Source organism: Nonomuraea sp. NPDC050540 (assembly GCF_044457485.1).
Classification (GTDB): Bacteria; Actinomycetota; Actinomycetes; order Streptosporangiales; family Streptosporangiaceae; genus Nonomuraea.
The window spans coordinates 109,723-126,895 of record NZ_JBITHA010000011.1 but is presented as its reverse complement, the minus strand read 5'-3'; the positions used below and the strand labels follow the sequence as shown (position 1 = coordinate 126,895).

Annotated in this window: 6 protein-coding genes; all 6 read left to right on the top strand. The window is 73.1% G+C overall.

Annotated features, from left to right (window positions below):
• Positions 1–5 precede the first annotated feature (5 nt).
• Genes ACIBI5_RS33175 through ACIBI5_RS33150 form a run of 6 tightly spaced genes read left to right on the top strand, consistent with a single transcriptional unit; the run spans position 6 to position 17,169 of the window.
• The gene (locus tag ACIBI5_RS33175; protein WP_397252674.1) at positions 6–4,763 is read left to right on the top strand and encodes an SDR family NAD(P)-dependent oxidoreductase; all 4,758 of its coding nucleotides are present in this window, start codon (positions 6–8) and stop codon (positions 4,761–4,763) included.
• On the top strand, positions 4,756–13,863 hold the full coding sequence (locus ACIBI5_RS33170) for an SDR family NAD(P)-dependent oxidoreductase (RefSeq protein ID WP_397252673.1): 9,108 nt from the start codon (positions 4,756–4,758) through the stop codon (positions 13,861–13,863). Before ACIBI5_RS33175 ends, ACIBI5_RS33170 begins: the two co-directional genes overlap by 8 nt.
• A 14-nt stretch (positions 13,864–13,877) precedes the next feature.
• A complete protein-coding gene (locus ACIBI5_RS33165; protein WP_397252672.1) occupies positions 13,878–14,720 on the top strand; it encodes a 3-hydroxyacyl-CoA dehydrogenase family protein in 843 nt (280 codons plus the stop codon).
• Positions 14,721–14,735: 15 nt separating this feature from the next.
• Positions 14,736–14,984: an acyl carrier protein gene (locus ACIBI5_RS33160; RefSeq protein WP_184971176.1), complete on the top strand. Its 249-nt coding sequence runs from the start codon at positions 14,736–14,738 to the stop codon at positions 14,982–14,984.
• Positions 14,981–16,105 carry an acyl-CoA dehydrogenase family protein gene (locus ACIBI5_RS33155; protein WP_397252671.1) on the top strand — a complete coding sequence of 375 codons (1,125 nt, stop codon included), beginning with the start codon at positions 14,981–14,983 and terminating at the stop codon, positions 16,103–16,105. The genes ACIBI5_RS33160 and ACIBI5_RS33155 overlap by 4 nt, the downstream gene beginning before the upstream one ends.
• Positions 16,102–17,169 carry an HAD-IIIC family phosphatase gene (locus tag ACIBI5_RS33150; RefSeq protein WP_397252670.1) on the top strand — a complete coding sequence of 356 codons (1,068 nt, stop codon included), beginning with the start codon at positions 16,102–16,104 and terminating at the stop codon, positions 17,167–17,169. The genes ACIBI5_RS33155 and ACIBI5_RS33150 overlap by 4 nt, the downstream gene beginning before the upstream one ends.
• The last annotated feature ends 4 nt before the right edge of the window (positions 17,170–17,173 follow it).

The window sequence follows — 17,173 nt, the reverse complement described above, 5'->3', positions numbered from 1 at the left end:
GCCCGATGGGGACCGAGGAAAAGCTGCGCGCCTACCTCAAGCGTGTGACCGTCGAACTGGCCCAAGCGCGCCGGAACCTCACCGAGGCCGAGGACCGCCGCCACGAGCCCATCGCCGTCGTCGGCATGGCCTGCCGCTACCCGGGTGGCGGCGACACGATCGAGGGCCTGTGGGAGCTGCTGCGCGAAGGCAGGAGCGCCGTCGGCGAGGTGCCGCCCGCCCGCTGGGACATCGATGACTACTACGACCCCGACCCGCAGAAGCCGGGCGGCATGTACACGCGCTACGGCTGCTTCCTCGACGACGTGACCGGCTGGGACGCGGAGTTCTTCGGCATCTCGCCGCGCGAGGCGCTGCGCATGGACCCGCAGCAGCGGCTGCTGCTGGAGCTGGCGTGGGAAGGCTTGGAGAACGCGGGCTTGGCCCCCGACCGGATGGCCGGCAGCAGGACCGGCGTGATGGTCGGCTACATGGACACTCTCCAGTACGGCCGGCTCCAGATGGAGCTCCAGGGCCGGGACGCGGTCGCCGACCCGTACCTGGGCCAGGGCGCCATCTCCAGCGTGGCCGCCGGCCGGATCGCCTATCAGCTCGACCTGACCGGCCCCACGATGAGCGTGGACACCGCCTGCTCCTCCTCGCTGATCGCCGTGCACCTGGCCGTCGAGAGCCTGCGCAGGGGCGAGTGCGACCTGGCCTTGGCCGCGGGCTGCTCGCTCACCCTGCACCCGTCGATGTTCATCCAGGCGTGCGCGGGCATGATGATGTGCTCCGACGGCCGGTGCAAGACCTTCGACGAGGGCGCCGACGGCTACGTCATGGGCGAGGGCGGCGGCCTGGTGGTGCTGGAGCCGCTGTCGAAGGCGCTGGCCAACGGGCGGCGTATCCGGGCGGTGATCAGGGGCTCGGCGGTCAACCAGGACGGGCGCAGCAACGGGCTCACCGCGCCCAGCAGGAGCGCCCAGGTCGACGTGATCACCCGCGCGCACGCCGCCGCCCGCGTCCGCGCCGACGAGGTCGACTACGTGGAGGCGCACGGCTCCGGCACCCAGCTCGGCGACGCGATCGAGCTGTCGGCCCTGCACGACGTGTTCGGCGAGCGCCCGGCCGAGCGGCCGCTGCGGGTGGGCGCCATCAAGACCAACATCGGCCACACGCAGGCCGCCGCCGGGGTCGCCGGGCTGATCAAGACCGTGCTCGTGCTGGAGAACGGGCTGGTGCCGCCCAACCTCAACCTGGACCGTCCCGCGACGGCCATCCCCGAGGACGGCACCGTCCAGCCGGTCAACGAGGTGCTGGAGCTGGCGCCGAGGCTGGCGGGCGTCAGCTCGTTCGGCCTGTCGGGCTCGAACGCCCACGTGGTGCTGGAAGCGGCCCCCGCTCCCGAAGCGCCGCCGGTGGCCGCACCCGTCTACGCCCTCCCCGTCTCGGCGGGCAGCGAGACCGCGCTGCGCGAGCACGCGGGACGGCTGGCGCTCAGCCTGGCCGGGCAGCCGGATCTGCGCGCCGCCGACGTGGCCCGCACGCTGCAGGACGGCCGCGCCCACCTGGACCACCGGCGCCTGCTGGTCGTGGAGGACCTGCGCGAGGCCGTCACCCGCCTGCGTTCCCTGGCGGAGGCCCCCGGGACGCCCCGGGCCAAGGACAACCCGAGGATCGCCTTCCTGCTCCCCGGCGTCGGCGACCAGTACGCCGGCCTGGGCAAGGAGCTGTACGCGAGCGAGCCCGTCTACGCACAGGCCGTGGACGACTGCGTCGAGCGGGTGCTGGCGCACGCCGACCTGGACCTGCGCCCCTTCTTCGAAGCCGAGGCCGCCCCGCGGCAGGACGACCTGGCCGCGCTGCTCGGCCGCGACACCGGCGAGCGCGCCGACGACCCGCTCGACCACGCCCCGATCGCCCACCCCTTCCAGTTCACGGTCGAGTACGCGCTGGCCAAGCTGCTCGCGCACTGGGGCGTCACCCCCGACATGCTCATCGGCTACAGCCTCGGCGAGTACGTGGCCGCCTGCCTGGCCGGCGTCTTCACCCTTGAGGACGCCCTGCACGTGGTGATCGAGCGGGCCCATCTGATCAACGCGGTCCCCGCGGGCCGCATGGTCGCTGTGGCCGCCTCGGAGGAGCGCATCCGCGAGGCGCTGCCCGACCTGGAGGTCGACGTGGCCGCGCTCAACGGCCCGTCGATGACGGTCCTGAGCGGCCTGCCCGGCCAGATCGAGCAGGCCACCGCCGTCCTGATGGCCGCCGGGCTGGCCTGCCGCCCGATGCGCTCGGCGCACGCCTTCCACAGCTCGCTGCTGCAGCCGGCCCGCGACAAGCTGCTGGCTCTGCTGGAGACCGTGCCGCGAAAGCCGCCGTCCACCACGATCGTCGCGAACCTCACCGGCGCCGCCCTCACCCCCGAACAGGCGGTCAGCGCCACCTACTGGGCCGACCAGCTCGTCAGCCCGGTCCGCTTCGCCGACGGCGTACGCCACTGCGTGGACCAGGACATCGACGTCTTCATCGAGCTGGGCGCCGGGCAGACGCTCGGCGGGCTGGTCCGCCAGAACCTCGCCGGCGCGGGGCCCGCCGCCGTCCTCGGCACACTGCCCGCGCTGTGGACGACCGGCGAGCGGCGCGACGCCAGGACCGAACTGCTGGAGAGCGCGGGCCGGCTGTGGGAGCTGGGCGCCACGATCCGCTGGGACCTGACCGGCCCGTCCGGCGCGGGCGTGACCACCCTGCCGGGCTACCCGTTCCAGCGCACCCGCTTCTGGCCCGAGCCGGGCCGGGACGTCGCCCCCGCCACCGTCATCAGGGCCGCCGCCCCCGCCCGTTCGAGTGACCCGGCCGACTTCCGGTTCGTGCCCGCGTGGCAGCGGGCCGCCGCACGCCCCGCCCTCCCGGCCTTCCTCTCCCTGCCCGGCCCGCTCGTGATCTTCTCCGACGGCCTCGCCGGTACGGCTCTCGCCGACCTGGCCGAAGCCGGCGGCACCACGGTCATCGAAGTCCTCCCCGGCACGAGCGCCGGCACCCCTGCCCATCGTGAAGGCCGCCGCCTGACCATCGACCCCGCGGACCCGGCCCACTACGCCGAGGTGTTCGCCGACCTGCCCGGCGGTCCCGTGCACGTGGCCCACCTGTGGAGCCTGCTGTCGGACCGTACCGACCTGGTGGCGGCCATCGGCCACGGCTTCGACAGCCTGCTGCTGGCCACCCAGGCCATGAACGTCACCCCCGGCTCCCGGCTGCTCACCGTCACCCGGGGCGCCACCGAGATCCTCGGCGGGGACGCGCTCGCGCCCCAGCAGGCCATGGCACACGGGTTCGGGCGGGCGGTGCAGCACGAGTTCAAGGACCTGAGCTGGACCGGCGTCGACCTCGACCCCGACGCCCCGGCCGAGGCGCAGGAGGCCGGGCGACTGGTGGCCGGGCAACTGGCCGCCGAACTGATCGCCGAGGCCGGCGGCAGCGACGCCCTGGCCGGCTGGCGCCGCACCCACCGCTGGCTCCGCGCCTGGTCCGAGGTGCCGTCCACGCCCCCCGGCGAGGGCTCACCCTGGCGCGCCGACGGGGTCTACCTGATCACGGGTGGCACCCGGGGGCTGGGGATGGGGCTGGCCAGGCACCTGGTGCGGAGCGGGGTCAGGAAGCTGGCGCTGCTGAGCCGTACCCCACTCGACAGGGAGGCGACGCCGGAGCCCGGTAGCCGTGCGGAGCGCACGCTCCAGGACGTCGCGGCGCTGGAGGCAGCGGGCGCGCAGGTGCTGCTGGTCGCCGCCGACACCGGGAACGCGGAGCGGTTCGGGCGGGCCATCGAGGACGTGCGCGGCCACTACGGCGCCCTGCACGGCGTGATCCACTCGGCCGGTCTGCCCGCGGGCGGGCTGATGCAGCGCAGGACCGTCGCCGAGGCCCGCGCGGTGCTCGCGCCCAAGGTCCTGGCCATGGGCCCGCTGGCCGAACTGGTCAGCGCGCGGACCCCGGAACACGAGCGGCCGGAGCTGCTCGTCCTGTACTCCTCGGCGGTCACCGCGTTCGGCGGAATCGGCGAGGGCGACTACTGCGCGGCCAACAGCGTCCTCGACGCCTACGGCGAGGCGCTGGCCGCCACCGCCCCTTCCACCAAGGTCGTCTCCATCTCCTGGGGCCCCTGGCTGCACGACGACTGGCAGGCCGAGAACTTCAAGAGCACCGGCGGCCTGGCCGAGCGGGTGCGCGCCTACCGCGAGAGGTACGGCTTCGCCGAGGAGGCGGGCAACGAGCTCCTCGACACGATCATCCGGGGCGGCCACGGCTACGTCCTGGCCGCCAGGCAGCCGCTCGGGGAGGTGGTCAAGGAGTGGACGGCGATGCTCGACATCGACAACCTCATCGGCGCCGCCTCCGCGGTCCCGCGCGGCGAGCGCTTCCCCCGCCCGCAGCTGCGCACCGACTACGCGCGGCCGCGTAACGAGCGGGAGACGCTGATCGCCGAGATGTGGGGCGCCTACCTCGGCATCGCCCAGGTAGGCGTGCACGACCCGTTCTTCGACCTCGGCGGCAACTCCCTGGTCGGAATGGCCATGGTGCTCGCCATCGAGAAGGAGCTCGGCGTCCCGATCGCCCCGGCCGTGCTGTTCGAGCACCCGACCGTGGCCGCGTTCGCCGCGGCCGTCGACGGCGGCGAGTCGGCCACGCAGGAAGTACTGACCAGCAGCTCGGCGAGGGGTCAGCGGCGGCGCCGCGCCCGGTCCGCAAGCGGAAGGCCCAGCACCGGAAGGGACAAGAACCGTGAGTGACGAGAGCGCCGGCACCGACATCGCGATCGTCGGGATGTCCGGGAGGTTCCCGGGCGCGCCCGGCGTCGCCGAGTTGTGGTCCGCCATCAGGGCGGGCAGATCGGGGATCACCCGCTTCACCGACGAGGAACTGCGCGCCGAGGGTGTCACCGAGGAGCAGCTCCAGGACCCGAGCTACGTGAAGGCCAACCCGGTCATCGAGGGCATCGACCTGTTCGACGCCTCGTTCTTCGGGCTGGGCGCCAAGGAGGCGCAGATCCTCGACCCGCAGCACCGGTTGTTCATGGAGCACAGCTGGGCGGCGCTGGAGGACGCGGGCTGCGACCCGACCCGCTTCGACGGCTCCATCGGCGTCTTCGGCGGCTGCGCCCACAGCTCCTACATGCAGAACAACCTGCTGCCCGGCGGCATCGGCGAGGTCATGGGCCACCTGGCGCTCGGCCTGGCCAACGACAAGGACTCGCTGACCACCCGCGTCGCGCACACGCTGGGCCTGACCGGACCCAGTTACGGCGTGCAGAGCTACTGCTCGACCTCGCTGGTCGCGATCTGCGCGGCGGCCACGAGCCTGGCCGGGTTCGAGTGCGACATGGCGCTGGCCGGCGGCGTCGCCGTCAACGTCCCCCACCGCGTCGGCTACATCTACCAGCCCGGCGGGATCGCCCCGCCCGACGGCGAGTGCCGCGCCTTCGACGCGGCGGGACTCGGCAGCCCGCTCGGCAGTGGCGTCGGCGTGATCGTGCTGCGCCGTCTGGAGGACGCGCTGGACGCCGGCGACCAGATCTACGCGGTCATCCGAGGCTGGGCGGTCAACAACGACGGCGGCAAGAAGGTCGGCTTCACCGCACCCGGCGTGCAGGGACAGGCCTCGGTCATGGCCGAGGCGCTGGCCGCCGCCGACCTCGCCCCCTCCGACATCGACTACGTGGAGGCGCACGGCACCGGCACCGCGCTCGGCGACGCCGCCGAGCTCGCCGCGATCCAGCAGGTCTTCCGCGGCGAGTCGCTGCTCGTCGGCTCCGTGAAGACGAACCTGGGCCACCTCGACCGGGCGGCCGGGGTGACCAGCCTCATCAAGGCGGCGCTGGCGCTGCGCAACGACGAGATCCCGCCCACGCTCAACCTGGTCACGCCCAACCAGCAGCTCAGCAGCGGCGACGCCGAGATCGAGGTCGTCACCGAGCTGCGCTCCTGGCCGCGGGCGGCCGGCCGTACCAGGAGGGCGGGGGTCAGCGCCTTCGGCATCGGCGGCACGAACGCCCACGTGGTCCTGGAGGAGGCGCCGCCGGCGCCGAGGCCGGAGACGGAGCCGCGGGCCGAGCTGCTGGTCTGGTCGGCGCGCACCGCCGAGGCGGCGGACGCGATGACGGACCGGCTGGCCGCCCACCTGGAGAGCCAGGAAGGCGTACGGCTGGCCGACGTCGCGCACACGCTGCAGTCGGGCCGTCAGCTGTTCGGGCACCGCAGAATCCTGGTCGCCGGCGACGCGGCCGAGGCCGTGGCCGGGCTGCGCGAACCGGCCGTGCTCACCCGCTCCGACACCCGTGACGACCGGCCCGTGGCCTTCCTGCTGGCGGGCACCGGCGAGCAGTACGCGGGCATGGCCGCCGACCTGTACGACACCGAGCCGGTCTTCGCCCAGACGCTCGACCGGTGCCGTACGGCGCTGCGCGGGCTCATGGACGGCGCCGACCCGCTGGCCGGCATGCTCCGCCCCCGCGTGACGGGCGAGGCGGGCGCGCTGGCCAGGATGCTGGGCCGCGCCGAGGCCTCGGACGCCACCTCGACCGACCTGCTCCAGCCCGCGTTGTTCGCGGTGGAGTACGCGCTGGCGCGTCTCGTGCGCTCCTGGGGCGTCGAGCCGTCGATCCTGGCCGGCTACAGCCTCGGCGAGTACGTGGCCGCGACCCTGGCCGGGGTCCTCTCGCTGGACGACGCGCTCGCGCTGGTCGCCCACCGGGCCAAGCTGATCAACCAGTTGCCCGCGGGCACCATGAGCGCCGTCCCGCTGCCCGAGGCCGAGGTCAGGGCGCGTATCGCCCCCATCCCAGGCGTGGACGTGGCCGCCGTCAGCGGCCCCGAGCTGACCGTGATCTCCGGCGAGCCGGAGGGCATGGCGGCCGTGCGGGCGCTGCTGGAGGCCGAGTCGATCCCGTGCCGCCCGCTGGCCACCACCCACGCCTTCCACTCGCGCATGATGGAGCCGATCCGCGGCGAGCTCACCGCGTGGATCGCCGCCACCATCACGCTCAACCCGCCCCGCGTCCCCTACGTCTCCAACGTGACCGGCGCCCTCGCCACCGCCGAGCAGGTGACCGACCCCGGCTACTGGGCCGAGCACATGTGCGCGCCCGTGCAGTTCGACAAGGTCATCGGCACGCTGCTCGGGCACGACGAGGCCGCGCTGCTGGAGATCGGCCCCGGTCCGTCGCTGGGCGCGATGGTCCGCGGGCACCGCGACTGCCCGCGCGACCGGTGGCCGCTCATCGTGCAGGCGCTGCCCGCCGAGAGCGACCGGCGGCCCGCCGGGAAGGTGCTCGCCGAGGCGGTCGGCCGGCTGTGGCTGGCCGGGGTGCCCGTGGACTGGGCCGGCTACCAGCAGGACCGCCCGGTGGCCAAGGTGTCGCTGCCGCCGTACCCGTTCCAGCGCACCCGCTACTGGGTGGACGCGCCCACCGCCACGGCGGCTGCCGTCGCGCCGATCGACCTCCCGGCACCGGCCGCCACGCCGGAACCGCACGTGCGGGTGATGACCGCGAAGTGGACCGCCGCGGAAACCGCCGGGGCGTCCGCGCCGGTCGGGCGGGCCGTGCTGGTCGCCGACCGCGGCGGCGTCGCCGGGGCCCTGGCCCGGGTACTGCACGCCGCGGGCACCGACGTCGAGATCGACGCCGGAGCCGCGGACGTGGCCGTCGACGCCGGGCCCGGAGCGGCCGACGTGGTGGTCGACCTGCGCATGCTCGACCACACCGACGCCGGCAGCGACGGCCGCGAGGCCCTGCTGCCCGTGTCCGCGCTCCTGGACACCTGGGCCGAGAGCGGCGACAACACCCGGATCCTCGTGGTCACCTCCGGCGGCCAGGCCGTGCTTCCCGGCGAGAGCCCGTCGCCCGCCCAGGCGGCCGTGGCGACGCTGCCGCTGGTGGCCAACCAGGAGTACCTGAACCTCGACTGCCGCGCCGTCGACCTGCCACCGGGCCTGGCCGCAGGGGAGGCCGCCGCGCTGCTGGCCGCCGAACTCGCCGCGCCGCAGGGCGAGGTCCTGGCCGCCTACCGCGACGGCCGCCGCCTCCTGCGCGCCTTCGAGCCGGCACGCCCCGCCGACACCCGAGAGGCCGGCGAATCCGCCGACCGCCTGGAGGGTGTCAGGAAGGGCGGCGCCTACCTGGTGACCGGTGGCCTGGGCCCGGTCGGCCTTCTGCTGGCCGACCACCTGGCCGACGCCGGAGCCGGCCGCCTCGTCCTGACCAGCCGCAACGGCCTGCGGAGCCTCAACGGGCAGGCCGCCGACCCGCGTCACGCGGCTGTGGAGCGGCTCAGAGCGCGCGGCGTCGAAGTGGCGACCCCGGCCGTGGACGTCACCGACCCGGACGCCATGCTCGCCGCCCTCGACGGCGTCGACGGCGTGATCCACCTGGCCGCCGAGAGCTCCCCCGACACCTTCGTTTCCCTGCGCGACCTGGACGAGGCCGCCGTGGCCAGGCACTTCGCCGCCAAGGTGGCCGGTGCCAAGGTCCTGGAGCGGGTCTTCGACGAGATGGAGCGGCCGCCCGCGTTCTGCGTGCTGTTCTCCTCCACCTCCTCGATCCTCGGCGGCATCACTTTCGGCAGCTACGCCGCCGCCAACGCCGCCCTGACCGCGCTGGCCCACCGCGTCCACGCCCGCCGTACCCCGACCACGTGGGTGGCGGCGGGCTGGGACACCTGGGCGGTCTCGCTGGAGCGCCTGGGCGGCGGGCTCGGCGCCGCGATGGTGGCGCACTCGATGAGCACGGAAGAGGGCATGGCCGCCTTCGACCGGCTGCTCGCCGCGCCCGAGCCGGGCCTCGTGGTGGCGGCGGGCGGGCTGGACGACCGGCTGCCGCGCGCGGCCGCGACCACGCCGGTGACGGCCAAGGGGGACCGGTTTCCCCGGCCTGAGCTGCCGCAGCCGTACAGCCCGCCGCTCACGGACGCCGAGCGCGGCCTGGCCGAGCTCTGGTCCGACGTGCTGGGCGTCGAGCCGGTCGGCACCCGGGACAACTTCTTCGACCTGGGCGGCAACTCGCTGGTCGCGCTGCAGATGCTCCGGCTGGTGAAGGAGCGGTTCGGCGTGGCCGTACCGACGGTGATGCTGTTCGAGGCGCCGACGGTGAACCGGCTGGCGGCGATACTCGACGAGCGCGGCGCGGCCCTGCCCGCCGCGCCCGCGAACGCGAGGGTCGTCGAGCGGGCGAAGCCCAGCGAGGACGACGACGACCGGCGGATCGCCATCGTCGGCATGGCCGGGCGTTTCCCCGGCGCCTCCGACGTGGGCGCCTTCTGGCGCAACCTGCGCGACGGCGTCGAGTCCATCACCTTCTTCTCCGAGGAGGAGCTGGTGGCGGCGGGCGTGGACCCCGAGCTGGTGCGCGACCCGGCCTACGTGCCGGCGCGGCCGGTGCTGGACGAGGTGGCCGAGTTCGACGCCGCCTTCTTCGGGATGAGCCCGCGCATGGCCGCGATCACCGACCCGCAGCAGCGGGCCTTCCTGGAGGTCTGCTGGGAGGCCCTGGAGCAGGGCGGGTACGCCGCCCCCGAGAACCGGGGCCGGGTCGGCGTGTTCGGCGGCGCCAACATCAGCACCTACCTGCTGCGCATGAGCGACCACCTGCTGGGCGCCGACAGCGACGACTTCAGCGACTTCGAAGTCATCATGGGCAATGACAAGGACGCCCTGACCACGGTCGTGTCCTACCTGTTCGACCTGTACGGGCCGAGCGTGGCGGTGCAGACGTTCTGCTCCACCTCGCTGGTGGCCGCGCACATGGCGGTGCAGAGCCTGCGGGCGGGCGAGTGCGAGCTGGCGCTGGCCGGCGGCGTCTCGATCCGGGTGCCGGACCGGGTGGGACACAAGTTCGGGCCGGGCGGGCAGGAGTCGCCCGACGGGCACGTGCGCACGTTCGACGCCCAGGCGCGGGGCAGCATGTTCGGCGACGGGGCCGCGGCCGTACTGCTGAAGCGGCTGCCGGACGCGATCCGCGACGGCGACCACGTCTGGGCGGTCATCCGCGGCGCGGCCATGAACAACGACGGCGCGCTCAAGGTCGGCTACACCGCGCCCAGCGTGGTCGGCCAGGCCAGGGTCATCTCCGACGCGATGGCCGACGCCGGCGTGAGCGGCGACGACATCAGCTACATCGAGGCTCACGGCACCGCGACCGAGCTCGGCGACCCGATCGAGGTGGCCGCGCTGACCCGGGCCTTCGGCCGGACCAGTGACAAGCGGTACTGCCCCATCGGCTCGGTGAAGACCAACGTCGGCCACCTCGACCGCGCGGCCGGCGCCAGCGGCCTGATCAAGACGGCGCTCGCGCTGGACAGCGGGATGATCCCGCCGAGCCTGCACTACACCAGCCCCAACCCCGAGATCGACTTCGACGACAGCCCGTTCTACGTCAACACCGAGCTGGCCGAGTGGCGCACCCGTGACGGGCGCCCGCGCATCGCCGGACTCAACTCGCTCGGCATGGGCGGCACGAACGTGCACCTCGTCGTCGAACAGGCGCCTGCCAGGGACACCGCCCCCGAGTCCCCGCGCAGGTACCAGGTGCTCCCGCTGTCCGCGCGCAATGCCACGGCGGCGGACCAGGCGTGCCAACGCCTTGGCGGGCACCTGCGAGAGGCGACCGGGGCCCGGCTCGCCGACGTCGCGTACACCCTTCAGGTGGGACGCAAGACGTTCGAGCACCGCCGGGCCCTGGTCGCCGCCACCGTCGAGGAAGCCGCGCGGGAACTGACCGGCACCGGAGTCCTGAACCGGGTCGACACCGTGCAGGGACGGCAGGTCGCCTTCCTCCTGGGCGGCGTCGGCGAGCAGTACCCGGGCCTGGTCGGCGGGCTCTACGCGCACGAGCCGGTCTTCAAGGCCCACCTCGACACCTGCCTTGAGCAGCTGCGGGAGCTGGACCTGGACGACCTGCTGACCGGCGAGCGCGGCGGCGCGCCCGGCCTGGCCGCGCTGCTGGGCCGCGGCGGCGACGGCGACGAGCGCGCCGCCCGGCTGGAGCGCACGGAGCTGGTCCAGCCCGCGCTGTTCGCCGTCGAGTACGCGCTGGCCCGCACGCTCATGGACTGGGGCCTCCAGCCGCGGATCATGCTCGGCTACAGCCTCGGCGAGTACGTGGCCGCCACCCTGGCCGGAGTCCTGTCCCTGGAGGACGCGCTCAAGCTGGTCGCCCACCGGGCCAGGCTCATCGCCGGACTGCCCGGCGGCTCCATGCTCGCGATCTCCATGCCCGAGGACGGCCTGCGCCGCCGCTTCCCGCTGGACGGGCTGGACGTGGCCGCCGTCAACGGGCCGCAGGTGACGGTCGTCGCCGGGCCGGGCGAGGCGGTGGACGCCCTGGCCGAGCGGCTTCGGGCGGCGGAGGTGCCGTGCCGGCCGCTGCAGACCACGCACGCCTTCCACTCCAGGATGCTGGAGCCGATCGCCGCCGAGCTCACCGACTGGGTGAAGAAGAACGTCCGGCTCAACGCCCCGGCGCTGCCGTACGTGTCGAACCTGACCGGCCAGGTGGCCGGCGAGGAGGTGCGCGACCCCGGCTACTGGGCCAGGCACATGTGCGAGACCGTGCGCTTCGCCGCCGGGCTCGAGAGCCTGCTGGCCGACCCGGAGCTGGCGATCGTGGAGATCGGGCCGGGCCAGTCGCTCGGCGCGCTGGTGCGCGGCGCGGGCTGCCCGCCGCAGCGCTGGCCGCTCATCTCCCACGTACTGCCGGCCGCCGGGGACAACCGGCCCGACGACGAGGTGTTCGCCGGCTGCCTGGCCCGCCTCTGGCTGGGCGGCGCCACCCTCGACTGGGACGCCTACCACGGCCGCGTCGAGGGCGCCGACCCCGCCGGGCTGCCGGGCCGCGTGCCGTTGCCCACCTATCCGTTCCAGCGGCTGCGCTACTGGATCGACCCGCCCGCGAGCAAGGGCAGGAAGAGGACGGTCGAGGACGCGATCGCCGAGGGCTCGCTGTTCGACGCGATCACGAGCCTGGCCAAGCTGCCCGAGGACCAGTGGCTCTACCAGCCCGTCTGGCGCCAGGTCACCGCCTCGCCGAGGGCCGAGCCCGCCACCTGGCTGGTCTACGCCCGCGACGGGCTGGCCGAGCGCGTGGTGGACGAGCTCCGCCGTACCACGGACAAGCCCATCTCGGTGGTACGGCCCGGCGACGCCTACACCACCTCCCCGGACGGCTACACGATCAGGCCCGGCAACGTGGCCGACACCGCGGCCCTGCTCAGAGATCTGCGCGGCGCGGGCCGTCCCCTCGACCGGGTCGTCCACCTCTGGGGGCTGGACGCGACGGAACAGGGCCCCCACACGCTGGTCGCGCTGGCCAGGGCGGCGGGCGAGTCGGGTGTGGACAGCTGGTCGCTGGACGTGGCGGTCACCGGCACTCAGCAGGTGATCGGCGAGGACGTCACGAACCCGGACAGCGCGCAGCTGATCGGCCCGAGCCTGGTGATCCCGCTGGAGTACCCGAACGTCCGCACCCGCTTCATCGACGCCGAGCGGGACGGTCCCGCCGACCTGGTGGCCGAGCTGGTGCGCGAGCAGTCCGCCAGGACGGTGGCGCTGCGGCGCGGCAGGCGCTGGGTGCCCGGCTACGACCGCATGCCGCTGCCGGAGGCCGAGCCGCTGCGCGACGGCGGCGTCTACCTGATCACCGGCGGCCTGGGCGGCATCGCGCTCGGCCTGGCCGAGCAGCTGGCCAAGGAGTCGCAGGCCAAGCTGGTGCTGCTGGCCAGGAACGGCCTGCCGGAGCGCTCCCGCTGGGCCGCGATCCTGGGCGGCGCCGAGCAGGCCGGCGAGACGATCCGCCACCGCGTCGAGCGGGTGCTGGCGATCGAGGCGGCCGGCGGCGAGGTCGAGGTGGTCGTCGGCGACGTGGCCAGCGCGGACGACGTCGCCCGCGCGGTCGAGCGGGCCCGCGAGCGGTTCGGCACGCTGCACGGCGTGCTGCACGCGGCGGGCGTGCCCGGCATGGGACTGATGCAGTTCAAGCGGCCGGAAGAGCTCGACGAGGTCATGGCGCCCAAGATCGCCGGTATGCGGGCGCTGGCCGAGGCGCTGCGCCTGGGCGAGCCGGACGAGGCCGAGCTGGACTTCCTCGTCCTGTTCTCCTCGATCACCTCCGCCACCGGCGGCGGCCCCGGCCAGGTGGACTACTGCGCCGCGAACGCCTACCTCGACGCCTATGCCCACCGGCCGGCCTCCTCCGGGACCCGCGTGGTGTCGGTCGACTGGGGCGAGTGGACGTGGAACGCCTGGGAGGCCGGCCTGGCCGGCTACGACGAGGGGCTCCAGGACTTCTTCCGCAAGAACCGGGTGCGCATCGGCATCGGGTTCGAGGACGGCTGGCGCTCGCTGCTGCGGGTGCTGGCCAGCGGCGAGCCCCGCGTCGTGGTGTCCACCCAGGACTTCCCGACGCTGGTCGAGGGCAGCTCGATGTTCACCCTGGAGGCGGTCACCGCCGCCGAGGCGAGCGGCGAGCGGCACCCCCGTCCCGAACTGGTCACCTCCTACCAGGAGCCCACCGGCCCCGCGGAGGAGAAGATCGCCGGGATCTGGTGCGACCTGCTCAAGCTGGAGCGGGTCGGCGTCCTGGACAACTTCTTCGAACTCGGCGGCAACTCGCTGCTCGGCGTCACCATCGTGGCCGCGGTCCGCCGCGCGTTCGAGCTGGCCGAGCTGCCCCCGCACATCCTCTACGAGGCGCCCACGGTGGCCGCGCTGGCCCAGACCGTGGAGGCGATGGCCTCGGGAGAGGCGCAGACCGACGGCGGCACCGAAGGCGGCAGCCAGGTGCGCGCCCAGCTCCGCAGATCAGGACTCGAAGCCTCGGCCGCCCGCAGGCGTGGCCGGTAACGAAGGGGAATGTCATGGCTTTGATCGGCGTAATCGGCGCAGGCGTCATGGGCGTCGGCGTCGCCCAGAACCTCGCGCAGACCGGGCACGACGTGGTCCTGGTCGACAAGGACGAGCAGATTCTCAAGGAGGCGCTCGAAACCATCTCGCGCAACGCGCGGATGAGCCGGCTCATGGGCGGACCGGCGCTGGACGCCGACGAGATCCTGTCGAGGATCACCACGTCGGTGGGTGTCGGCGGCGCGGCCAAGGCCGAGGTCGTCATCGAGAACGTCACCGAGAACTGGGACGTCAAGCGGGCCGTCCACGAGGAGCTCGACGAGGTCTGCGGGCCCGACACGGTCTTCGTGGTCAACACCTCGGCGATCCCGATCACCAAGATGGCCTCGATCACCCGGCGTCCCGACAAGGTCGTCGGGGTGCACTTCATGAACCCGGTGCCGGCCAAGCCCGCCTGCGAGCTGATCCCCGGCTTCCACACCTCGGCCGAGACCGTCGAGCGTACGCGCGACCTGCTCAAGGCCATGGGCAAGAAGGCCATCGACGTCAAGGACGCCTGCGGGTTCGTCTCCAACCGGGTGCTCATGCTCACCGTCAACGAGGCGGCGTACCTGGTCCACGAGGGCGTGGCCACCGCCGAGTCCGTCGACGAGGTCTTCCGCAGCTGCTTCGGCCACCCGATGGGCCCGCTGGAGACCGCCGACCTGATCGGCGTCGACACCATCCTCTACTCCGTCGAGGTGCTCTACGAGCACTACGCGGACAGCAAGTACCGGCCGTGCCCCCTGCTCAAGCAGATGACGGACGCCGGGCTGCACGGCCGTAAGTCCGGCCGCGGTTTCTACACCTACAACTGAGAAGGGTTCACCACCATGTCCAACACCGCTCAGGGCCAGATCCTCGACTTCGTCCGTGGCCGCTTCCCGCAGGCCGAGCTCGACGCCGCGCAGGACATCTTCGCCCTCGGGTTCGTCAACTCGCTGTTCGCGATGGAGCTGGTGATGTTCGTCGAGAAGACCTTCGGCGTCACCATCCCCAACGACGAGCTGCGCATCGACAACTTCCGCACGGCCGACTCGATGGCCGAGCTGGTCGACAGGCTGGCGAGAGTGGCGGCGTGACCACGAGCAGGGTCACCGACCGGCGCTCGGCCCGCGAGTTCGTCGACGCGCACATCGTGCCTCATGCCGACGCCTGGGACCTCGACGGCCGCGTGCCCGAGGACCTGATCCGCAAGGCGAGCGAAGCGGGCCTGTGGGCCCCCTTCCTGCCCGAGCGGTACGGCGGCGCCGGTATGGACATGGTGACGCTGGGCGAGGTGCACGAGGAGGTGGGCCGGGGCTGCTCCTCGGTCCGCAGCCTGCTCACCGTGCACACGATGCTGTCGTGGACCGTGCAGCGCTGGGCCACCCCGGCCCAGCGCGAGCAGTGGGGCCCGGCACTGGCGAGCGGAGCGGCGCTGGGCGCCTTCTGCCTGTCGGAGCCGGGCGCCGGCAGCGACACCTCCGGCATCACCACCACCGCCACGGAGACCGACCGCGGCTGGGTGATCAACGGCACCAAGAAGTGGACGACCGGCGGCCAGCGGGCGGACGTGTTCCTCGTCTTCGCCCGCACCGCCTCCAGCATCGGCGCCTTCCTGGTGCCGAAGGACACCCCGGGCGTCCGGGTGCGCCCGATCGAGGAGATCCTGGGCACCCGGGCTTCCATGCTGGCCGAGATCACCTTCACGGACGTGGAGGTCGAGCGCGAGGCGTTGCTCGGCCCGAGCGGCTTCACCGCGGGGATGGTCCTCACCGGCACCCTCGATTTGGGCCGCTACAGCGTGGCGGCCGGGTCGGTCGGCATCGTCCAGGGCTGCCTGGAGGCGAGCGCGGCCTACGCCGCCAAGCGTGAGGTCGGCGGCAAGCCGCTGCGCGACCTCCCGCTCATCCAGGCGAAGCTCTCCGACATGGTCACCGACGCGCGGGCGGCGCGCCTGCTGCTGTCCGAGGCCGGCCGGCTGAAGGACGCGGGCGACTCGGCCACGCTCATGGCCACCTGGATCGCCAAGTACTTCGCCTCCACCGCGGCGGCGAAACACGCCTCCGAGGCGGTCCAGATCCACGGTGCCAACGGGTTCACCCCCGACTACCCGGTGGCGCGCTTCTACAGGGACGCCAAGGTGATGGAGATCATCGAAGGCAGCAACGAGATCCAGCGCATGACCATCGCTGGTCAGGCAGATCGGGAGAAGCCATGACCGTAGAGACCGTCGCCCTCCTCCCCGAGAAACCCGTACAGGGGCGGATCAAGTGCATCGTCTGGGACCTCGACCACACGCTGTGGGACGGGGTCCTGCTGGAGGACGAGGAGGTGCACGTCCGCGAGAGCGTGGTGGAGGCGATCTTCGAACTCGACCGCAAGGGCGTCCTCCACTCGGTCGCCAGCAAGAACGACCGGGACACCGCGCTGGAGAAGCTGCGCGTGCTCGGCCTGGACAAGATGTTCCTGTTCCCGCAGATCGGCTGGAACGCCAAGTCGGAGTCCATCCGCCGGATCGCCAAGGCGCTCAACCTGGGCCTGGACGCCTTCGCCTTCGTCGACGACCAGCCTTTCGAGCTGGCCGAGGTGGCCCACGAGGTGCCCCAGGTGACCTGCGTCGACATCCTGGAGCTGCACGACGCGCTGGAGCGGCCGGAGTTCCAGCCCCGCTTCGTCACCGACGAGTCGGCGCTGCGCCGCGAGATGTACCAGGGCCAGATCGCCCGCGACGAGCTGGAGAGCGAGTTCGTCGGCACCAACGAGGAGTTCCTCGCCAGCCTGGAGATGTCGTTCACGATCGCGCCCGCGCTCCGCGACGACCTGCAGAGGGCGGAGGAGCTCACGGTCCGCACCAACCAGCTCAACTCCACCGGCCGCACCTATTCCTACGAGGAGCTCGACACGCTGCGCGAGTCGCCCGACCACCTGGTCCTGGTCGCCTCGCTCACCGACAAGTTCGGCAGCTACGGCAAGATCGGGCTGGCCCTGGTGGAGAAGCAGGAGGAGGTCTGGCGGCTCAACATGATGCTCATGTCGTGCCGGGTGATGTCACGCGGCGTCGGCATGGTCCTGCTGAACCACATCATGCGGCTGGCCGCCGAGGCCGGGGCCGCGGTCCGCGCCGACTTCGTGGAGACGGGCCGCAACCGCATGATGCAGGTCACCTACGCGTTCGCCGGGTTCCGGGAGGTGAGCAGGGACGGCGCGCACGTGGTCCTGGAGGCCGACCTGAGCGTGGTCCAGCCGCCGCCGTCGTACGTGCAGCTTGAGATCGTGGAATGAGGCG

Coding starts and splice junctions, on each gene's coding strand:
- ACIBI5_RS33175 (WP_397252674.1), top strand. CDS start 6: ATGGGGACCGAGGAAAAGCTGCGCGCCTACCTCAAGCGTGTGACCGTC.
- ACIBI5_RS33165 (WP_397252672.1), top strand. CDS start 13,878: ATGGCTTTGATCGGCGTAATCGGCGCAGGCGTCATGGGCGTCGGCGTC.
- ACIBI5_RS33160 (WP_184971176.1), top strand. CDS start 14,736: ATGTCCAACACCGCTCAGGGCCAGATCCTCGACTTCGTCCGTGGCCGC.
- ACIBI5_RS33150 (WP_397252670.1), top strand. CDS start 16,102: ATGACCGTAGAGACCGTCGCCCTCCTCCCCGAGAAACCCGTACAGGGG.